This is a genomic window from Oryzomicrobium terrae (genome assembly GCF_008274805.1).
In the GTDB taxonomy this organism is placed as follows: Bacteria; Pseudomonadota; Gammaproteobacteria; order Burkholderiales; family Rhodocyclaceae; genus Oryzomicrobium; species Oryzomicrobium terrae.
Genome location: NZ_CP022579.1, coordinates 1,663,453 through 1,679,947, shown reverse-complemented (window position 1 = coordinate 1,679,947; position 16,495 = coordinate 1,663,453). Strand labels below are relative to the sequence as shown.

14 protein-coding genes are annotated in these 16,495 nt (G+C 65.2%); 13 read left to right on the top strand and 1 reads right to left on the bottom strand.

The window, feature by feature from the left end:
• Positions 1–17: 17 nt before the first annotated feature.
• The 10 genes from OTERR_RS07740 to OTERR_RS07695 all read left to right on the top strand — a co-directional run bounded on the left by OTERR_RS07740 (position 18) and on the right by OTERR_RS07695 (position 10,113).
• Positions 18–1,031 (top strand): glycosyltransferase, encoded by a 1,014-nt coding sequence (locus tag OTERR_RS07740; RefSeq protein WP_149425364.1) that lies wholly within the window; start codon positions 18–20, stop codon positions 1,029–1,031.
• Positions 1,032–1,104: 73 nt separating this feature from the next.
• Entirely contained in the window at positions 1,105–1,986 is an 882-nt protein-coding gene (locus OTERR_RS07735; RefSeq protein WP_246154400.1) for a formyltransferase, read from the top strand.
• Positions 1,987–2,022: 36 nt separating this feature from the next.
• A complete protein-coding gene (locus OTERR_RS07730; protein WP_054620974.1) occupies positions 2,023–3,066 on the top strand; it encodes a bifunctional UDP-4-keto-pentose/UDP-xylose synthase in 1,044 nt (347 codons plus the stop codon).
• Positions 3,067–3,216: 150 nt separating this feature from the next.
• Positions 3,217–4,119, top strand: coding sequence for a polysaccharide deacetylase family protein (locus tag OTERR_RS07725; RefSeq protein WP_149425362.1), 903 nt, complete (start codon positions 3,217–3,219; stop codon positions 4,117–4,119).
• A gap of 291 nt (positions 4,120–4,410) precedes the next feature.
• Positions 4,411–5,883 carry a methyl-accepting chemotaxis protein gene (locus OTERR_RS16570; protein ID WP_149425361.1) on the top strand — a complete coding sequence of 491 codons (1,473 nt, stop codon included), beginning with the start codon at positions 4,411–4,413 and terminating at the stop codon, positions 5,881–5,883.
• Positions 5,884–6,082: 199 nt separating this feature from the next.
• Positions 6,083–6,541 (top strand): peroxiredoxin, encoded by a 459-nt coding sequence (locus OTERR_RS07715; protein WP_054620977.1) that lies wholly within the window; start codon positions 6,083–6,085, stop codon positions 6,539–6,541.
• Between the two features lie 109 nt (positions 6,542–6,650).
• Positions 6,651–8,117: a PhoH family protein gene (locus tag OTERR_RS07710; protein WP_149425360.1), complete on the top strand. Its 1,467-nt coding sequence runs from the start codon at positions 6,651–6,653 to the stop codon at positions 8,115–8,117.
• 85 nt (positions 8,118–8,202) lie between these two features.
• A complete protein-coding gene (locus OTERR_RS16565) occupies positions 8,203–9,462 on the top strand; it encodes a transglutaminase-like domain-containing protein (protein ID WP_054620979.1) in 1,260 nt (419 codons plus the stop codon).
• Between the two features lie 130 nt (positions 9,463–9,592).
• Positions 9,593–9,907 (top strand): hypothetical protein, encoded by a 315-nt coding sequence (locus tag OTERR_RS07700; RefSeq protein WP_054620980.1) that lies wholly within the window; start codon positions 9,593–9,595, stop codon positions 9,905–9,907.
• An 11-nt stretch (positions 9,908–9,918) separates the two neighbouring features.
• Positions 9,919–10,113 carry a hypothetical protein gene (locus tag OTERR_RS07695; protein WP_054620981.1) on the top strand — a complete coding sequence of 65 codons (195 nt, stop codon included), beginning with the start codon at positions 9,919–9,921 and terminating at the stop codon, positions 10,111–10,113.
• A 36-nt stretch (positions 10,114–10,149) separates the two neighbouring features.
• On the opposite strand, the gene OTERR_RS07690 is transcribed toward OTERR_RS07695, so the two are convergent.
• The gene (locus tag OTERR_RS07690) at positions 10,150–11,082 is read right to left on the bottom strand and encodes a DMT family transporter (RefSeq protein ID WP_054620982.1); all 933 of its coding nucleotides are present in this window, start codon (positions 11,080–11,082) and stop codon (positions 10,150–10,152) included.
• Positions 11,083–11,285: 203 nt separating this feature from the next.
• Here OTERR_RS07690 and prfB point away from each other — a divergent pair.
• The 3 genes from prfB to mnmC all read left to right on the top strand — a co-directional run bounded on the left by prfB (position 11,286) and on the right by mnmC (position 16,136).
• Positions 11,286–12,390 (top strand): peptide chain release factor 2 gene (prfB, locus tag OTERR_RS07685; RefSeq protein ID WP_149425359.1). Its coding sequence is split into 2 segments (ribosomal slippage): positions 11,286–11,366 and positions 11,368–12,390, totalling 1,104 coding nucleotides; the frame shifts between segments, so codons are not numbered across the junction.
• Between the two features lie 161 nt (positions 12,391–12,551).
• The gene (lysS, locus tag OTERR_RS07680) at positions 12,552–14,069 is read left to right on the top strand and encodes a lysine--tRNA ligase (protein ID WP_149425358.1); all 1,518 of its coding nucleotides are present in this window, start codon (positions 12,552–12,554) and stop codon (positions 14,067–14,069) included.
• Between the two features lie 96 nt (positions 14,070–14,165).
• Positions 14,166–16,136 carry a bifunctional tRNA (5-methylaminomethyl-2-thiouridine)(34)-methyltransferase MnmC2/FAD-dependent 5-carboxymethylaminomethyl-2-thiouridine(34) oxidoreductase MnmC1 gene (gene mnmC, locus OTERR_RS07675; protein WP_149425357.1) on the top strand — a complete coding sequence of 657 codons (1,971 nt, stop codon included), beginning with the start codon at positions 14,166–14,168 and terminating at the stop codon, positions 16,134–16,136.
• The last annotated feature ends 359 nt before the right edge of the window (positions 16,137–16,495 follow it).

Sequence of the window (16,495 nt, the reverse complement as noted above, 5' to 3'; positions counted from 1 at the left end):
TCACCGTCTGCCGAACCATGAGTCACGCCCATCCCGAGTTGTCCGTCGTCATTCCGGTCTATAACGAGGAGGCCGGTCTCCAGTCGCTCTACGATCGCCTTTACCCGGCCCTGGATCAATTGGGCACCGTTTACGAAGTCATTTTCGTCAACGACGGCAGCCGCGACCGCTCCGCCGCCCTGCTGCGCGAGCAATTCCAGCGCCGTCCGGACGTGACCCGCGTGGTATTGCTGGCCGCCAATGCCGGCCAGCACATGGCCATCATGGCGGGCTTCGAGCAATGCCGTGGGGACGTGGTGGTGACCTTGGACGCCGACCTTCAGAACCCGCCGGAAGAAATCGGCAAGCTGCTCGACGCCGTGCGCGCCGGTCACGACTACGTCGGCTCGATCCGCCGCCAGCGTGAAGACGCCCTGTGGCGCTCGGTCGCCTCGAAGAGCATGAACCGCCTGCGCGAACGGATTACCCGTATCAAGATGACCGACCAGGGCTGCATGCTGCGTGCTTACCGTCGTGAAATCGTCGAAGCCATGCTCGACTGCAAGGAGGTCAACACCTTCATCCCGGCACTGGCCTACACCTTCGCCCACCAGCCCACCGAAGTCGTTGTCGAGCACGAGGCCCGCTCCGCTGGCGAATCCAAGTATTCCCTGTACAGCCTGATCCGCCTCAACTTCGACCTGATGACCGGCTTTTCGGTGGCCCCGCTACAGTTCTTCTCCCTGCTCGGCATCCTGGTCTCCATGCTGTCGGTGGTCACCTACGTCGGCGTGATCATCCACCGCCTGTTCAACCATGAAGTCACCGGCCTGATCGACGTGATCTGGGACCGGGACATCCTCGCCTTCTTCCTGATTGGTCTGGTGCTGTTCGGCCAAGGCATCCTGGGCGAATACGTGGGCCGCATCCACATGCAGGTTCGCTACCGTCCCCGCTACCGGATCGGCACCATCCTCGAATCTCCGGCTGTCAGCACTTCGTCAGAAGATGCTTCTACCCTGCCGGCCTCCCGCCCGACCTTGCAGCCCTGACTTCCAGACTCTCACGATGTCCACATCTTCCCGCGCCATCGTCTTCGCCTACCACAACGTTGGGGCCCGTTGCTTGCTGACCCTGCTCGATGCCGGCGTTACCGTTCCCCTTGTGGTCACCCACGAAGATGATCCCCGTGAAAACATCTGGTTTCAGCGGGTCGCCGACATTGCCCGCGAGCGAGGCATCCCGGTCATCACCCCCGAAGATGTCAACGCCCCCGAAGTGCTGGCCCGAATCGCGGAAGCCGGGCCGGATTTCTTCTTTTCCTTCTACTTCCGCCAGATGATGAAGGCACCGCTCCTGGCGATCCCGCCCCGGGGCGCCTTCAACATGCACGGTTCGTTGCTGCCCAAGTACCGGGGCCGCGTCCCGGTGAACTGGGCGGTTATCCATGGCGAACACGAAACCGGCGCCAGCCTCCATGAAATGGTCGAGAAGCCGGATGCAGGGCGCCTGGTGGACCAGCAGGCAGTTCCCATCCTGGGCGACGACACTGCCTTCGAGGTCTTCAATAAGGTGACCGTCGCAGCTGAAATCTGCCTGCATCGTGCCCTTCCCGGCCTGCTCGCCGGCACTACCGAATTCCAGGCCCAGGATCTGGCCAATGGCAGTTACTTCGGGGGCCGCAAACCCGAGGATGGCCGAATCGACTGGCGGAACATGGCCCAGAGCGTTCATAATCTCGTCCGCGCCGTCGCGCCTCCCTACCCGGGTGCCTTCAGCGATACCGACCTGGGTCGGCTCAAAGTGCTGCGTACCCTGCTTGTCGACGCGCCGGCCGAAGTCGGCCAGCCTCCCGCCCTGACGGTCGAGGCAGGCCAGCTGACGGCCCGCTGTGGCGATGGTCGCAAACTGCGCGTATTGGCTGCTGAACTGGATGACACGCCCCTGACTGCGGAGCGTTTTAGCGCACTTGTTACCGGAAAAGAGCACAATTCGATCCTGCTCTGATCTCCCTTTTTCGATTTCCTGCCTCTCTACCTCGTCATGAAAAAAATCCTGATCCTCGGCGTGAACGGCTTTATCGGCCACCACCTTTCCCAGCGCATCATCGACACCACGGACTGGGAGGTGTACGGCATGGACATGGCCAACGACCGTGTGGCCAGCCTGCTCGATCATCCCCGCTTCAACTTCTTTGAAGGTGACATCACCATCAACAAGGAGTGGATCGAGTACCACGTCAAGAAATGCGACGTGATCCTGCCCCTGGTGGCCATCGCTACCCCGGCCACCTACGTCAAGGAACCGCTGCGGGTATTCGAGCTGGACTTCGAAGCCAACCTGCCGATCATCCGCCAGGCGGTGAAGTACAAGAAGCGCGTGATTTTCCCGTCCACCTCCGAGGTGTACGGCATGTGCAAGGACGCCGAGTTCGACCCCGAAAACTCCGAATTCGTCCTCGGCCCCATCAACAAGCCCCGCTGGATCTACTCCTGCGCCAAGCAGATGATGGACCGGGTAATCCATGCCTACGGCCAGCAGGAAGGCCTGGATTACACCCTGTTCCGCCCCTTCAACTGGATCGGCCCGGGCCTGGATTCCATCTACACCCCGAAGGAAGGCTCTTCCCGCGTCATCACCCAGTTCCTCGGCCACATCGTGCGCGGCGAGAACATCAAACTGGTGGATGGCGGCGCCCAGAAGCGGTCGTTCACCTACGTGTCCGACGGTATCTCCGCCCTGATGAAGATCATCGAGAACAAGGACGGCGTGGCCTCCGGCAAGATCTACAACATCGGCAACCCGAAGAACAACTACTCGGTGCGCGAACTGGCCACCCTGATGCTCGACCTGGCCAAGCAGTACCCCGAGTACGCCGAGAGCGCTGGTCGGGTGCAGATGGTCGAAACCACCTCCGGCGAGTACTACGGTAAGGGCTATCAGGACACCCAGCACCGGGTGCCGAAAATCACCAACACCATGGCCGACCTGGGCTGGGAACCGAAGATCACGTTTGAGGATTCCCTCAAGAACATCTTCGACGCCTACCGCGGCCAAGTTGCGGAAGCCCGCAAGCTGGTGGACTGATTACGCCCGCAACCTCTGGGCCCATCCTCCAGAACAACGCGCCGCCGGCCGGATCATTCCGACGGCGGCGCGTTGTTCTTGGTGCCCCACTCTGCCCAGCCGCCCAGCCCGCACCCGGCTGCTGACTGTTTCCACTTCACCGAATCCCCCATGCCCTACCTCGCCCTCAAGATCGACGTGGACACCTTCCGTGGCACCCGGGAAGGGGTACCCACCCTGATCCAGCTGCTGCGCCGCCATCAGGCCGGCGCCACCTTCCTCTTTTCCCTCGGCCCGGATCACACCGGCCGGGCGGTCAAGCGGGCCCTGCGCCCGGGCTTTGTCAAGAAGGTGCAACGCACCTCGGTAGTCTCCCATTACGGTATCAAGACCCTGCTCTATGGCACCCTGCTGCCGGGGCCGGATATCGGCAAAAAAGCGGCCGACGTGCTGCGCGCCACCCGTGACGCCGGTTTCGAAGTCGGAATCCACTGCTGGGACCACGTGAAGTGGCAGGACGGCGTGGGCAATGCCAACGAAGCCTGGACTCGGGCCGAGTTCGGCAAGGCGGTGCAGCGCTTCACCGAAGTCTTTGGCGAACCGCCCCGGACCCACGGTGCAGCCGGCTGGCAGATGAACGGCACCGCTCTGGCCCTGGAAGGGGAAACGGGCATGGACTACGCCTCCGACGGCCGGGGTCTCCACCCCTTCCGCCCGGTCTGGCAAGGTCGTGAGCTGACCGTACCCCAGTTGCCGACGACCCTGCCTACCCTGGACGAACTGATCGGCGCCGACGGCATCACCGAGGGGAATGTGGCCGACCATCTGCTGCGCCTGACCCAGGCGGCGGACCGGGACCACGTCTACACCCTGCACGCTGAGTTGGAAGGGGGCAAACTGGCACCGGCCTTCGACCGCCTGCTCGCTGGCTGGAAAGCCCAGGGCTACCAGCTTGTCGCCACTCGTACGCTGTTCGATTCCCTGGACGTGGCCAGCCTGCCCCGCCACGAAATCGGCTGGGGTGAGATTCCCGGCCGCTCCGGCCGCCTAATGGTGCAAGGCGCACCCTGTTGATTCCAGCCTAGGGAGGGCTGCCCGAAGTTGGCGGCCCAATCCAGGCACACGTTCATACCGCCGCCTTCCCGGAATTTTCGTTGCGGGACGGCGGCGGTGCGTCATTCCCCCCTCATCCTGCAGCGGTCGGCTTCGCCTGGTACCGGTATTCAGGTCGGCGCCACTGTTCCACCACGAACGCAAGCTTTCACAATTTTCGGCAACTTGAGCGGTCCGCCAACCCCTCGGCAATTGATTCAAACGAACGTTTGATCTAAATTTCATGGCTTTTCCGTCATCAAGGATTTCGCCATGGCCCTTGCCCAGGTCGTCGCCTGGTTTTTCCCCGAGAATGTCCGTACTTCGCCGGAGGCCGCTGTCCGTGCCCGCACCGTGGTCAGCGTCGGCCTGATCGCCGCTCTGGTGGCGCCCCTGTTCGCCCTGTCCTACTACAAGCACGGCCACTACCCGATGGCCAACGGCATTCTGGTCGGCAGCCTTGGCCTGCTGCTCGGCCCCTTCCTGCTCAAAGGCACCGGCAGCGTGCGCCTGGCGGCCCAGTTCGTCACCGCCTCCATGTTCGGCATGGTGGTCTGGATGGTGGCGGTCAACGGCGGCCTCTTCTCCACCAGCATTGTCTGGTTTGCCACCATCCCCCTGGCAGCGGTGTTCATTGCCGGGCGGGGAGCCGGCTACCTGTGGAGCGCCCTTTCCCTGGCCTCCGTGGGGTTGCTGATGGCCATCGAAGGCCGGGGACTACTACCGGCCTCTCCCCTCCCCCATGAACTGCTGCCAACCCTTCAGGGCAAGTCCCTGATCGGCCTGCTGGTGGTGGTGTTCGCACTGGCCCTGGCCTTCGAGCGGGCCCGCCAGCACTCCTTCGGCAACCTGGAGGAAGCGCGCCGCCACGCCGAGGCGGCCTCCGCCCACCTTGAAACCCTACTCACCCAAATCACCACCTCGGTAGGCGCCGCCTCCCGGGAGAGTGCAGGAATCGCCGGCGCCACTGGCCGTATCGCCGACACCATGGGCCAGCAGCAGACACGGGCCCAGTCCATGGCGGCTACCGCCGATGCCATCATTGCCGCCGCCCAGGAAAATGCCCGCCGTTCCACCGAGGCCAACCGGCTGGCCGAAGCAGCCGGGGATCAGGCCAGTGCCGGCGGTGTGGTCATGGATTCAGCGGTGGATCGCCTGGAGCAAGCGCACCAGGCTATCGGCCAGGCTGTGGCCCGAATCGAGGAACTGGGGGCGCGCAACAACGAGATTGGCGCCATCGTCCAGATCATCCGCGACGTGGCCGACCAGACCAACCTGCTGGCCCTCAATGCTGCCATCGAGGCAGCCAGGGCCGGAGAAACGGGGCGGGGCTTCGCCGTCGTCGCCGACGAAGTGCGCAAGCTGGCGGAGCGAACCCAACACGCCACCGGCGACATCGAGCGGCGCATCGCCGAAATCCTCGCCGCCACCCAGGACGCCCTTCAGGCGGTACGTAACGGTGGCGCGCAAATGAAGGATGGCCGGGACAATGCCCGGGCGGCCCAGGAACGACTGGCCGCCGTCATTGGCGAAGCGCAGGTGATTGCCGGCCTGCTCAATGACATCGCGTCCGGAGCGCTTCATCAGCAGGAGCGTTTCAGCGCATTCTCAACCGAGATCACGACCTTCGGCCAAGCCACCGGCGTCCTTTCCCAGGAAACCCAGAGCATCGCCGATGCGACCTCACGCCTCGATCACCTGATGGGCCAGCTGGATGGCGCCATGGCCAGCCCGGCCAATGCCTGACGGCTAAGGCCGGCCGCCACACCGCGGAAGAAGACGTCATACCCCCCACCCTCTGGAGAACCGCGCCACAAGCCAATCTCCAGAGGGTGCCCGGTAACGGCCGGGCCCAGCGCGTTTGCGCAGACACACTTGCCGGGAAGCGCCACTTTCCTGAGAATGGCCCTAACGAATGCATTTTCGGCCTTTCAAGGAGACCCCGATGAGCACTAGCGTACCCGCCGACTTCACCCTCCCCGGCACCGGCGGCGACTTTCACCTGGCAGCAGCCACCCAGGCCGGCCAGGCGGTCGTGGTTTATTTCTATCCCAAGGACAGCACCCCGGGCTGCACCACCGAGGCCGGACAGTTCCGCGACCTTTATGCCGATTTCCTCGCCGCGGGGGCCGTCGTCGTCGGCATTTCCCGGGACAGCCTGAAATCCCACGCCAACTTCAAGGCCAAGCTGGAACTGCCCTTCGAACTGCTCTCCGACACCGACGAAACCGTCTGCAATGCCTTCGGCGTGATCAAGATGAAGAACATGTACGGCAAGCAGGTACGCGGCATCGAGCGCAGTACCTTCGTCTTCGACCGCACCGGCAAGCTGGCCCAGGAATGGCGCGGAGTGAAGGTTCCCGGCCATGCCCAGGCCGTGCTGGACGCCGTGCGCGCCCTGTAACCTTGCCTTGCTATACGGTTCCCTAGCTTCGCCGTTTTATCCGTAGCACCCCGCCGTCGTGTCGCTTGTTGCCCCCCAGTCTCGTCATCAACGAACGCAAGGAAACTCCATGGCCCGCCAATCTGCAGCGCAAGCCAAAGCCGCCCCGAAAACCGCTCCCAAAGCAGCCAAAAAAGCGGTCGCTGCCAGCCCCTCCAAGCTGTTCGTCCTCGATACCAACGTGCTGATGCACGACCCCACCAGTCTGTTCCGCTTCGAGGAACACGACATCTACATTCCGATCATGACCTTGGAGGAGCTGGATAACCACAAGAAGGGCATGTCGGAAATCTCGCGCAACGTCCGCCAGGTGTCGCGCATGCTCGATGAGCTGGTGGCCTCCAGCGAGAGCATCGACGAAGGGGTCGAACTCACCGGCCCGTCCAACAAGCTGGCCACCGGCCGGCTGTTCTTGCAGACCGAGGCCATCTCGGGCGAGCTACCCACGGCGCTGCCTACAGGCAAGGCCGACAACCACATCCTGTCGGTGCTGGTGCACCTGCAGCGCAAGCACCCGAAGCGCCAGGTGATCCTGGTGTCCAAGGACATCAACATGCGCATCAAGGCCCGCGCCCTGGGCCTGGCCGCTGAGGATTACTTCAACGACAAGGTGCTGGAGGATACGGACGTCCTCTACGCCGGCACCCAGGAACTGCCCGCCAACTTCTGGGACAAGCATGGCCAGGGCATGGAGTCCTGGAAGGAAAACGGCAAGACCCGCTACCGCCTGACTGGCCCCATGTGCCCCCAGTTCATGGTCAACGAGTTCGTCTGGCAAGAAGGCCAGGGCAACCCCCTGGCGGCCTGGGTCAAGGAAGTCTCGGGCAAGACCGCGGTGCTGGAAACCCTCACCGACTACTCCCACCCAAAGAATGCCGTATGGGGCATCACAGCCCGCAACCGGGAGCAGAACTTCGCCCTCAATCTGCTGATGAACCCGGAGATCGACTTCGTCACCCTGCTCGGCCAGGCCGGCACCGGCAAGACCCTGCTGACTCTGGCGGCGGGCCTGACCCAGGTGCTGGAGAGCAAGCTCTACGCCGAGATCATCATGACCCGGGTGACCGTGCCGGTGGGTGAGGACATCGGTTTCCTGCCCGGTACCGAGGAAGAGAAGATGGCCCCCTGGATGGGCGCCCTGGAAGACAACCTGGAGGTCCTCAACAAGACCGACGACGAGGCCGGTTCCGGTGACTGGGGCCGGGCGGCGACCCAGGACCTGATCCGCAGCCGCATCAAGGTGAAATCCCTCAACTTCATGCGCGGCCGCACCTTCCTCAACAAGTACCTGATCATCGACGAGGCCCAGAACCTCACCCCCAAGCAGATGAAGACCCTGATCACCCGGGCCGGCCCGGGCACCAAGGTGGTCTGCCTGGGCAACATCGCCCAGATCGACACCCCCTACCTGACCGAGGGCTCGTCGGGCCTCACCTACGTGGTGGACCGCTTCAAGGGCTGGGATCACTCCGGCCACGTCACCCTGGCGCGGGGCGAGCGCTCCCGCCTGGCCGACCACGCCGCCGAGGTGCTATGATTTTGTAACCATACAAATTTCAACGACCGCCCTGAGCCCCGCTCCCGGCGGTCGTATTTTTTCCTGCGAACGGATCAATCAGTCCATGAAACGACGCGCTTTCCTCGCCGCCTCGGCGTTCATTTCCCTCTTCTCCGCCGCCCCCGTCCTGGCCAAGCCGGTCCAGAAAAAGGCGGCCCCGGCCAAACCGGCCGGCAAACCTGCCGGTAAAGCAGGCGCCAAACCTGGTGCCAAAACCCAGGCCAAACCCATCGCCAAGAAGGGCGCCAGTTCCAGCCTGCGCGAAACCAGTGGTAGCGGCTTCCGCCAGTCCCGCCCCCTGACCCCGGTGTCCCTCACCCCGCCCCCCCAGTTCGAATGGCGCGAGTACCAGTTGACCGGCCGCCTCCAGGCCAAGCTGCCGGGCCGCGGCCGTAGTCGCGCCTGGATTCCCCTGCCCCGGGAATCGGACTGGCAACGGGAGATGGACGTCACCTGGAAAGGCAACTTCGAGCGCATCGGCCTGAAGCGCGACCCCTACAGCGATATCACCTTCCTGGTAGCCGACTGGAAGGACGGCGTCACCCCGGAGCTGGAAATCAGCAGCCGCGTAGCCACCCGACAGCGCCTCTTCGACATCACCCGGCGTGGCAACCGCCACGAGGACGACGACACCCTGCAGCGCTACCTGCAGGGCAGCAGCCGCTTGCCCTTGGATGGTGCCATCGCCGATGCCGCCGAGCGTATCTCCGGTCGCATCCGCGAGCCCATGCCCCAGGCCCGGGCGTTCTACGACTGGATCATCGACCAGCCGATCAAGTCCGCCGGACGCAACGACTGCCCCAGTGGCGATGTACAGAACCTGATCGGCGCCGATCGGCAGATCACCTTGTGCGACGATGTCACGGGCTGGAACGCCAGCACCCTGTTCGTCGGCCTGTGCCGGGCTTCGGGCATCCCCGCCCGGGTGGTCTATGGCCAGCGCATCGGCGAATCGCGCCAGTTCCCCAGCCTGGGTGCCAGCGGCAACATCGCCGCGGCCCAGCACTGTCGTGCCGAGTTCTATGTGGCGGCCTACGGCTGGGTGCCCGTTGACCCGGCCGATGTACGCCGTGCCATCGCCCAGGACAATCTGCGCGCCGAAGATCCGAAAACCTCGGCCCTGAAAAAACGCCTGTTCGGCTTTTGGGAGATGAACTGGATCGCCTACCACGCCGGCAGCGACGTCCGCCTGCCCGGTGGCCCAAGCCGCCCTCTCGGCTGGGTCATGGCCCCCCAGGTCGCCCTGGGGGATGGCCCCGAGGCAGTGCTGCTGCCTGCAGACGCCATCACTTGGCAGCAGGAATCGCGTACGGTCGAGAGCTGATCCGCGCCGCCGCTTGACCCTTGACGGGTTCTTTACCGTCAAGGGAACGTTCTTGATGCCGGCCTTGCGCCGCCGGGCCTACGCTGACGCCATACGGATAACAAATCCGGAACCAAGAGGAGCTCCCTCGATGAAGCGCGTCATCTGTATCGGCATCACCCTGGAACACGACCTGCTACGCATCGCCACGCGCCTGGCCGACCGACCCGGCGAAGAAATCCTGTTCCAGACGTTCGCCTCCGACGCCCATGGCTGTGCGGCCCTGGCGCAGGCATTAAAGCGCTGGGAAACCCCGCTCCGCCTGGCGGTTGCTGCTGCCAGCGCCGCCGCCATCACTCTGGCGATCGGGCTGGCGGACACGCCTCGCCGTGAAGTCATGCTGGTATCGCCGGCGGTGGCAGCCCAACCAGCTGACCTCGCCCGCTATGCCTCTCGTGCTCTGTAAGGAGTGCAGCCATGGTTGCGCACTGCTGCCCGGTCTGCGGCCAGATCCACGACGTGCCGGACATCCTTGATCGCCTCAGCTACGGCCGCCAGATGACATGCAGCCCAGCGTGCAAGGCTGCCCTCCGCCAGGTGGTGCGCCGGCGCATCCTCGACGAACTGGCGCAACGCCAAGCCAATGCCATGTCCCCATCTCCACCGGGTTGAACGGTCGGGGCCGTTCCCCCCACACCGTCCCGCCTCTCAGCGATCGCGGCGCCCCGGTAACGACACCACCGCCAGGGCGCCGAGAATGCAGGCCGCCGCCAGGGCCTCCTGCCAGCCCGGCCGCTCGCCGAGAAAGGCCATGCCACCGGCGAGGCCGATCAGCGGCGTGACCAAGGACGACAGGGACGATACCGACACCGGCACCATCAGTACGATACGGTTCCAGGCCCAGTAGCAGAACATGAAGGCGACGAAGAGGTTGTAGACCAGGCCAAACGCCGGCCAGAAGGTCAGGGGATGCCACTTGTCCGTTTCCAGCAGCAGCGCCGCCACGGCGATCGGCACCCCACCCAGCAGCATCATCCAGCCGGTCAACGCCATGGTCGGCATGGCGACCGGCAAACGCTTGATCAGGACCACACCCAGGGCCCAGAAAAAGGCCGCACCGAGCATGCAGGCCACCCCCACGGGCGTGGCGGACAGCACGCCCAGGCTTTCGCCGATCAACAACCCCACACCGGAAAATCCCAGGATCAGGCCGAGAAGCTTGCGCGCAGTGAACTGTTCCTTGAGCAGCCACACCGACAGGCAGATGCCCCACAAGGGCATGGTGTAGCCGAGCAGCGCCCCCCGCCCCGAAGGCAGCGTAAGCAGGCCATACACGATCAATACGTTCCAGCCGACGATGTTGGTCGCAGACAGCAGCAGCAGGCGCGGCATGGCACCGGCAGGAATGCGCGGGGACTGCCCGGTGCAGCGGGCCAGGAACAACATGCCCAGGCCGCCCAAGGTCAGGCAGGAACCGCGAAAGCTCAGGGGCGGCACCTCCGACAGCACCACCTTCATGATCGGCCAGTTGAGCCCCCAGCCGACAGCGATCGCAGCCAGCAGCAGCAGGCCCAGGGCCGGCAGGCGTTCGTGCTCAACGGCACGCTCCGGCGCAGCGGAAGAAGAATTGGGAGAAGTCACGGTAACAGGCGCCGCTGGCGGTTCGCTCGCCCGGCATCGGCAGCAAAAGTTGGAACAGGGCCATGGACTCTATCATGAGCGAAGCACCAGGCTCCCTGCGGTATACTATGAGGTTTTGCCCGGCCCCTCGCCCGCCCTGCCCTGGGCCGCGCTCCGGGCCCGCTCCACTGCCGTCAAGGCCTGCGCCCCTATAGGAAACCGCCATGGAAGCCGAACAACTCAACAGCATCGCCAATCACCTCGCCGACCTCGCCCAGCGGACCACCGACCTACGGAGGTATCTTTGACTACGCTGCCAAGAAAGAGCGCCTAGTCGAGGTTTCCAAAAAGCTCGAAGATCCCGCCATCTGGAACGACGCCAAAGTCGCCCAGGAACTGGGTCGGGAAAAGAAATCCCTGGAAGGGGTGGTGGTGTCCCTCGACACCATCGAACAAAGCCTGTCCGATGCCCGCGAGCTCTTTGAAATGGGCCGGGAAGAAGGCGACGACGACATGCTCCAGTCCGTCGTGAGCGATGTGGACAGCCTGGAAAAGGACGTGCACGAACTCGAATTCCGGCGCATGTTCAACAACCCCCAGGACCCCAACCCCTGCTTCCTGGAAATCCAGGCTGGCGCCGGCGGTACCGAAGCCCAGGACTGGGCCTCCATGCTGCTGCGCATGTACCTGCGCTACTGCGAGCGGCGCGGCTACACCGCCGAGGTGCTGGAAGAGTCCGAGGGTGAAGTGGCAGGCATCAAGAGCGCCACCATCAAGATCAGCGGCGACTACGCCTACGGCATGCTGCGTACCGAAACAGGCATCCACCGCCTGGTGCGCAAGAGCCCCTTCGACTCCAACGCCCGGCGCCACACCAGCTTCACCTCGGTGTTCATCTACCCGGAAGTGGACGACTCGATCGAAATCGAGATCAACCCGGCCGACGTGCGCACCGACACCTACCGGGCTTCCGGCGCCGGCGGCCAGCACATCAACAAGACCGACTCGGCGGTGCGCCTCACCCACGTGCCCAGCGGCATCGTCGTGCAGTGCCAGAACGACCGTTCCCAGCACCGCAACCGGGACGAAGCCTGGAAGATGCTGCGTGCCCGCCTGTTCGAGCATGAACTGCGCAAGCGCCAGGCCGAGCAGCAGAAGCTGGAGGACGCCAAGTCCGATATCGGCTGGGGCCACCAGATCCGTTCCTACGTGCTCGACCAGTCGCGCATCAAGGATCTGCGCACCAACGTCGAAGTGGGCAACACCCAGGGCGTCCTCGACGGCGACCTGGATCCGTTCATCGAGGCCAGCCTGAAACAGGGCGTCTAAACGCCGACCGCCTCCGGGGCTCAGGTCCCGGAGGGTTGTTGGCCCGCGCACCCGCGTCGTCTCCGGCGCGATGTGCGAAAATGATGCATTGCAACGCACGTCAAGCACGAATTACGCACGATTCCGGTGGCGCCTCCCCACGCCACGCACGAAAGACCACCATGACCGACGCAGCCCAAGCACACCCAACCAACGAGCTTCCCCAGGACGAAAACCACATCATCGCCGAACGCCGCGCCAAGCTTGGCAAATGGCGTGAATCCGGTGCCGCCTACCCGAACGACTTCAAGCGTGAGAACACCGCCGGCAAGCTGTTCGAGATCTACGGCGACAAGGACGGCGAAGCCCTGGAAGCCACCCCGGTGGAAGTGAAGGTGGCGGGCCGCATCATGCTCAAGCGGGTCATGGGCAAGGCCTCCTTCATCACCATCCAGGACCTGTCCGGCCGCATCCAGATCTACGTGGCCAAGGACGCGGTGGGCGAAGAGGTCTACACCGACTTCAAACACTGGGACAGCGGCGACATCGTCGGCGTGGTCGGCACCCTGTTCCGCACCAAGACCGGCGAACTGACCGTCAAGGCCAGCGAGGTGCGTCTGCTCTCCAAGTGCCTGCGCCCCCTGCCCGAGAAGTTCCACGGCCTGACCGACATCGAGCAGCGCTACCGCCAGCGCTACCTGGACCTGATCACCAACGAGAACTCCCGGTTCACCTTCCTGGCCCGTAGCCGGATGATCCAGTCCATCCGCAACTACATGGTCCATGCCGGCTTCCTCGAAGTCGAAACGCCGATGATGCACCCCATCCCCGGCGGTGCCTCGGCCAAGCCCTTCGTCACCCACCACAACGCGCTGGACATGGAAATGTTCCTGCGCATCGCTCCCGAGCTGTACCTGAAGCGCCTGGTGGTGGGTGGCTTCGAGAAGGTCTTCGAAGTTAACCGCAACTTCCGCAACGAAGGCGTCTCGCCCCGGCACAACCCCGAATTCACCATGATGGAGTTCTACGAGGCCTACGCCGACTACCAGACCCTCATGGATTTCACCGAAGGCCTACTGCGCCACGCCGCCCGGGATGCCCTGGGCACCGAGGTATTCGAATACCAGGGCCGGGTGCTGGACCTGTCCAAGCCTTTCCACCGCCTGACCATCGTCCAGGCGGTGATGAAGCACTGCCCCGAGTACACCGAGGCCCAGCTGACCGACGCCGCCTGGCTGCGCCACAAGCTGCGCGAAATGAAGGCCGACCCGCGCAGCGACATGGGTCTGGGCGCCCTGCAACTGATGTTCTTCGAAGAAACCGCCGAAGCCCAGCTGTGGGAGCCGACCTTCATCGTCGACTACCCGGTGGAAGTGTCGCCCCTGGCACGCAAGAGCGATTCCGATCCCGAGATCACCGAGCGCTTCGAGCTGTTCATCGTCGGCCGCGAGATCGCCAACGGCTTCTCCGAGCTGAACGATCCGGAAGACCAGGCCGAGCGCTTCCTCGCCCAGGCCCAGGCCAAGGATGCGGGCGATGAAGAGGCCATGTACTACGACGCCGACTACATCCGCGCCCTGGAGTACGGTCTGCCTCCCACCGGCGGCTGCGGCATCGGCATCGACCGTCTGGTGATGCTGCTCACCGACAGCCCGGCCATCCGCGACGTGATCCTCTTCCCGCACATGCGCAAGGACTGAGTCCCGGGTTTCACGCCACACCGCCGCAACGGCCCGCCTGACCGCGGGCCGTTGTCCATTCCAGCCGCCTCACACCCAATTCGTCCCCCCGCCGCCATGTCCGCCGCCCATCCCTTCACCCCGATCCAGCCGGCCCGCCTCGACTTCGCCCCCGACGGCACGCCCCGCTCCACGGATTACGGCGACGTCTACCACACCGCCGCCGGCGGGCTGGAACAGGCCCGCCAGGTGTTCATGGCCGGCTGCGGCCTGCCGGAACGGTGGCAGGGACGGCAGCGCTTCACCATCCTGGAAACCGGCTTCGGCCTGGGGCTCAACTTTCTCGCCACCTGGGCCGCCTGGCGCGCCGACCCAGCCCGTTCCCGGGAGCTGTACTTCATCTCCACCGAGAAGCACCCCTTCTCGGCGGACGACCTGGCGGTGCTGCACCGGGCCTACCCGGAACTCGCCCCCCTGGCCGACGAGCTGCGCCAGGCCTGGCCCGAACTGCTGCCCGGCTTTCACCGCCTGCACTTGGGCTCTGACGACGATGGGGAGCGGGTCACCCTGACCCTGCTGTTCGGCGACGCCCTGACCACCCTGCCCCAGCTTTCGGCCCAGGCCGACGCCATCTACCTGGACGGTTTTTCCCCGGCCAAAAACCCGGAGCTGTGGTCGCCCCAGGTGTTCTACCCCCTGGCCCGCCTCGCTGCCCCCGGGGCGCGCATCGCCACCTGGTCGGTGGCCGGCGCCGTGCGCGAGGGGCTGGCCCGGGCCGGCTTCCGCGTCGAGAAGGTGCCGGGCTTTGGCACCAAGCGTGAACGGCTGACCGGGGAACGGGCTGCCCGGAGCAACGATCCGGCGCCGGCCGAGGCAAGCCACACGCCCGCCGACGACCGGCGCGCCCTGGTCATCGGCGCCGGGTTTGCCGGCACCTCGGTGGCCGAGCGTCTGGCCGCCCGGGGCTGGCAGGTAGAAATGATCGACAGCGTCGGCCCGGGCGCCGGGGCCTCGGGCAACCGGGTCGGGGTGCTGCGCCCCCTGCCGGCGGTGGATGACAACCGTCTCGCCCGCCTCACCCGGGCCGCCTTCCTCTACACCCGGCGCCATCTGCAAACCCTCACGGCCGCCGGCCTGCCGGTGCAGTGGGGCGCCAGCGGCGTACTCCACCTGGGCCGGGACCCGGTCCATGAGGCCACCCAGCGCAAGGTGGTGGAGCAGCACCAGCCCCCCGCCGGCTACCTGCGCTACGTCGACCAGGACGAAGCCTCGGCCATCGCCGGTTGGCCCACCTCTGCCGGCGGCTGGTTTTTCCCCGGCGGCGGCTGGGGCGTGCCCCCGTCGCTGTGCCGCGCCAACCTGGCCCGCTTTCCCGAACGCATCCGCACCCGCTTCGGCCAGGCCGTGGCGTCCATCGCCCACATCGATGGCGAATGGGCGGCCCACGCCGAGGACGGTACTCTGCTCGGCCGCGCTCCCCACCTGGTGCTGGCCAACGCGGCGGCGGCCAAGGCCCTTTACCCGGCGCCCTGGCTGCCCCTGCGCCCGGCCCGGGGCCAGACCACGGTGATCCCTGCCGCCGCCCTGCCCGCACCCCAGGTGGTGGTGTGCCGCCTCGGCTACGTCACGCCGGTGGTGGATGGTTACCGGGTGTGCGGCGCCAGCTTCATCGCCGGGGACACGGACCCGGCGATGCGTCCCAACGAGCATCGGGAAAACCTGCAAAAGCTCGACTTCATCCTGCCCGGCCTGACGGCCCAGGCTGTACCGCCCCTGGACCCGGACACCCTGGAAGGCCGGGTGGGTTTCCGCCCGGTATCGCCGGACCGGCTGCCCATGGTTGGCGCCCTGCCCGCCGTCGCTGCCGAACCGGCCCAGGATCTGGCCGCCATCCCGCGTCAGCCCGGCTTGTGGCTGGCCAACGGTTTCGGCGCCCGGGGGCTGGTGTGGTCGGCCCACGCCGGCGAACTGCTGGCGTCGCAGATGGCCGGCGACCCTTTGCCCCTGGAAATCGACCTGGCCGGCGCCCTCGACCCGGCCCGCTTCCTCCTGCCCGGACGACGCTGGCGGGCCGCCAGCGAAGACTGAGCGCGTCCCCGGGCACCGGCAGCCAGCGCGGCTAGCCACATCGACAAGTTTGCTTACGGAATGTGCAAATCACATTCCGTCATTGATCCAGCGCAAGTATCCACGCCACTTTCAGGCGAATTAATAATTCACCATCTATACTTTTGTCACCATCCAACGACAGCATTCACGGTGGTGACAGCAAAGCATGGCGGTGCGCCTGCCCGGCATCGGCGTTAATTCCGCGGCAATACCCCTGTTCAACCCAGGGGATTTTCTCCGCCCATGCTTTCCTTCACAATCCACTGGCGACTCGGCTATGACATTAGTAAGACGTCTGGCCGAATTCACACCGAGGGGTGGCGGATGCTGTCCGGATT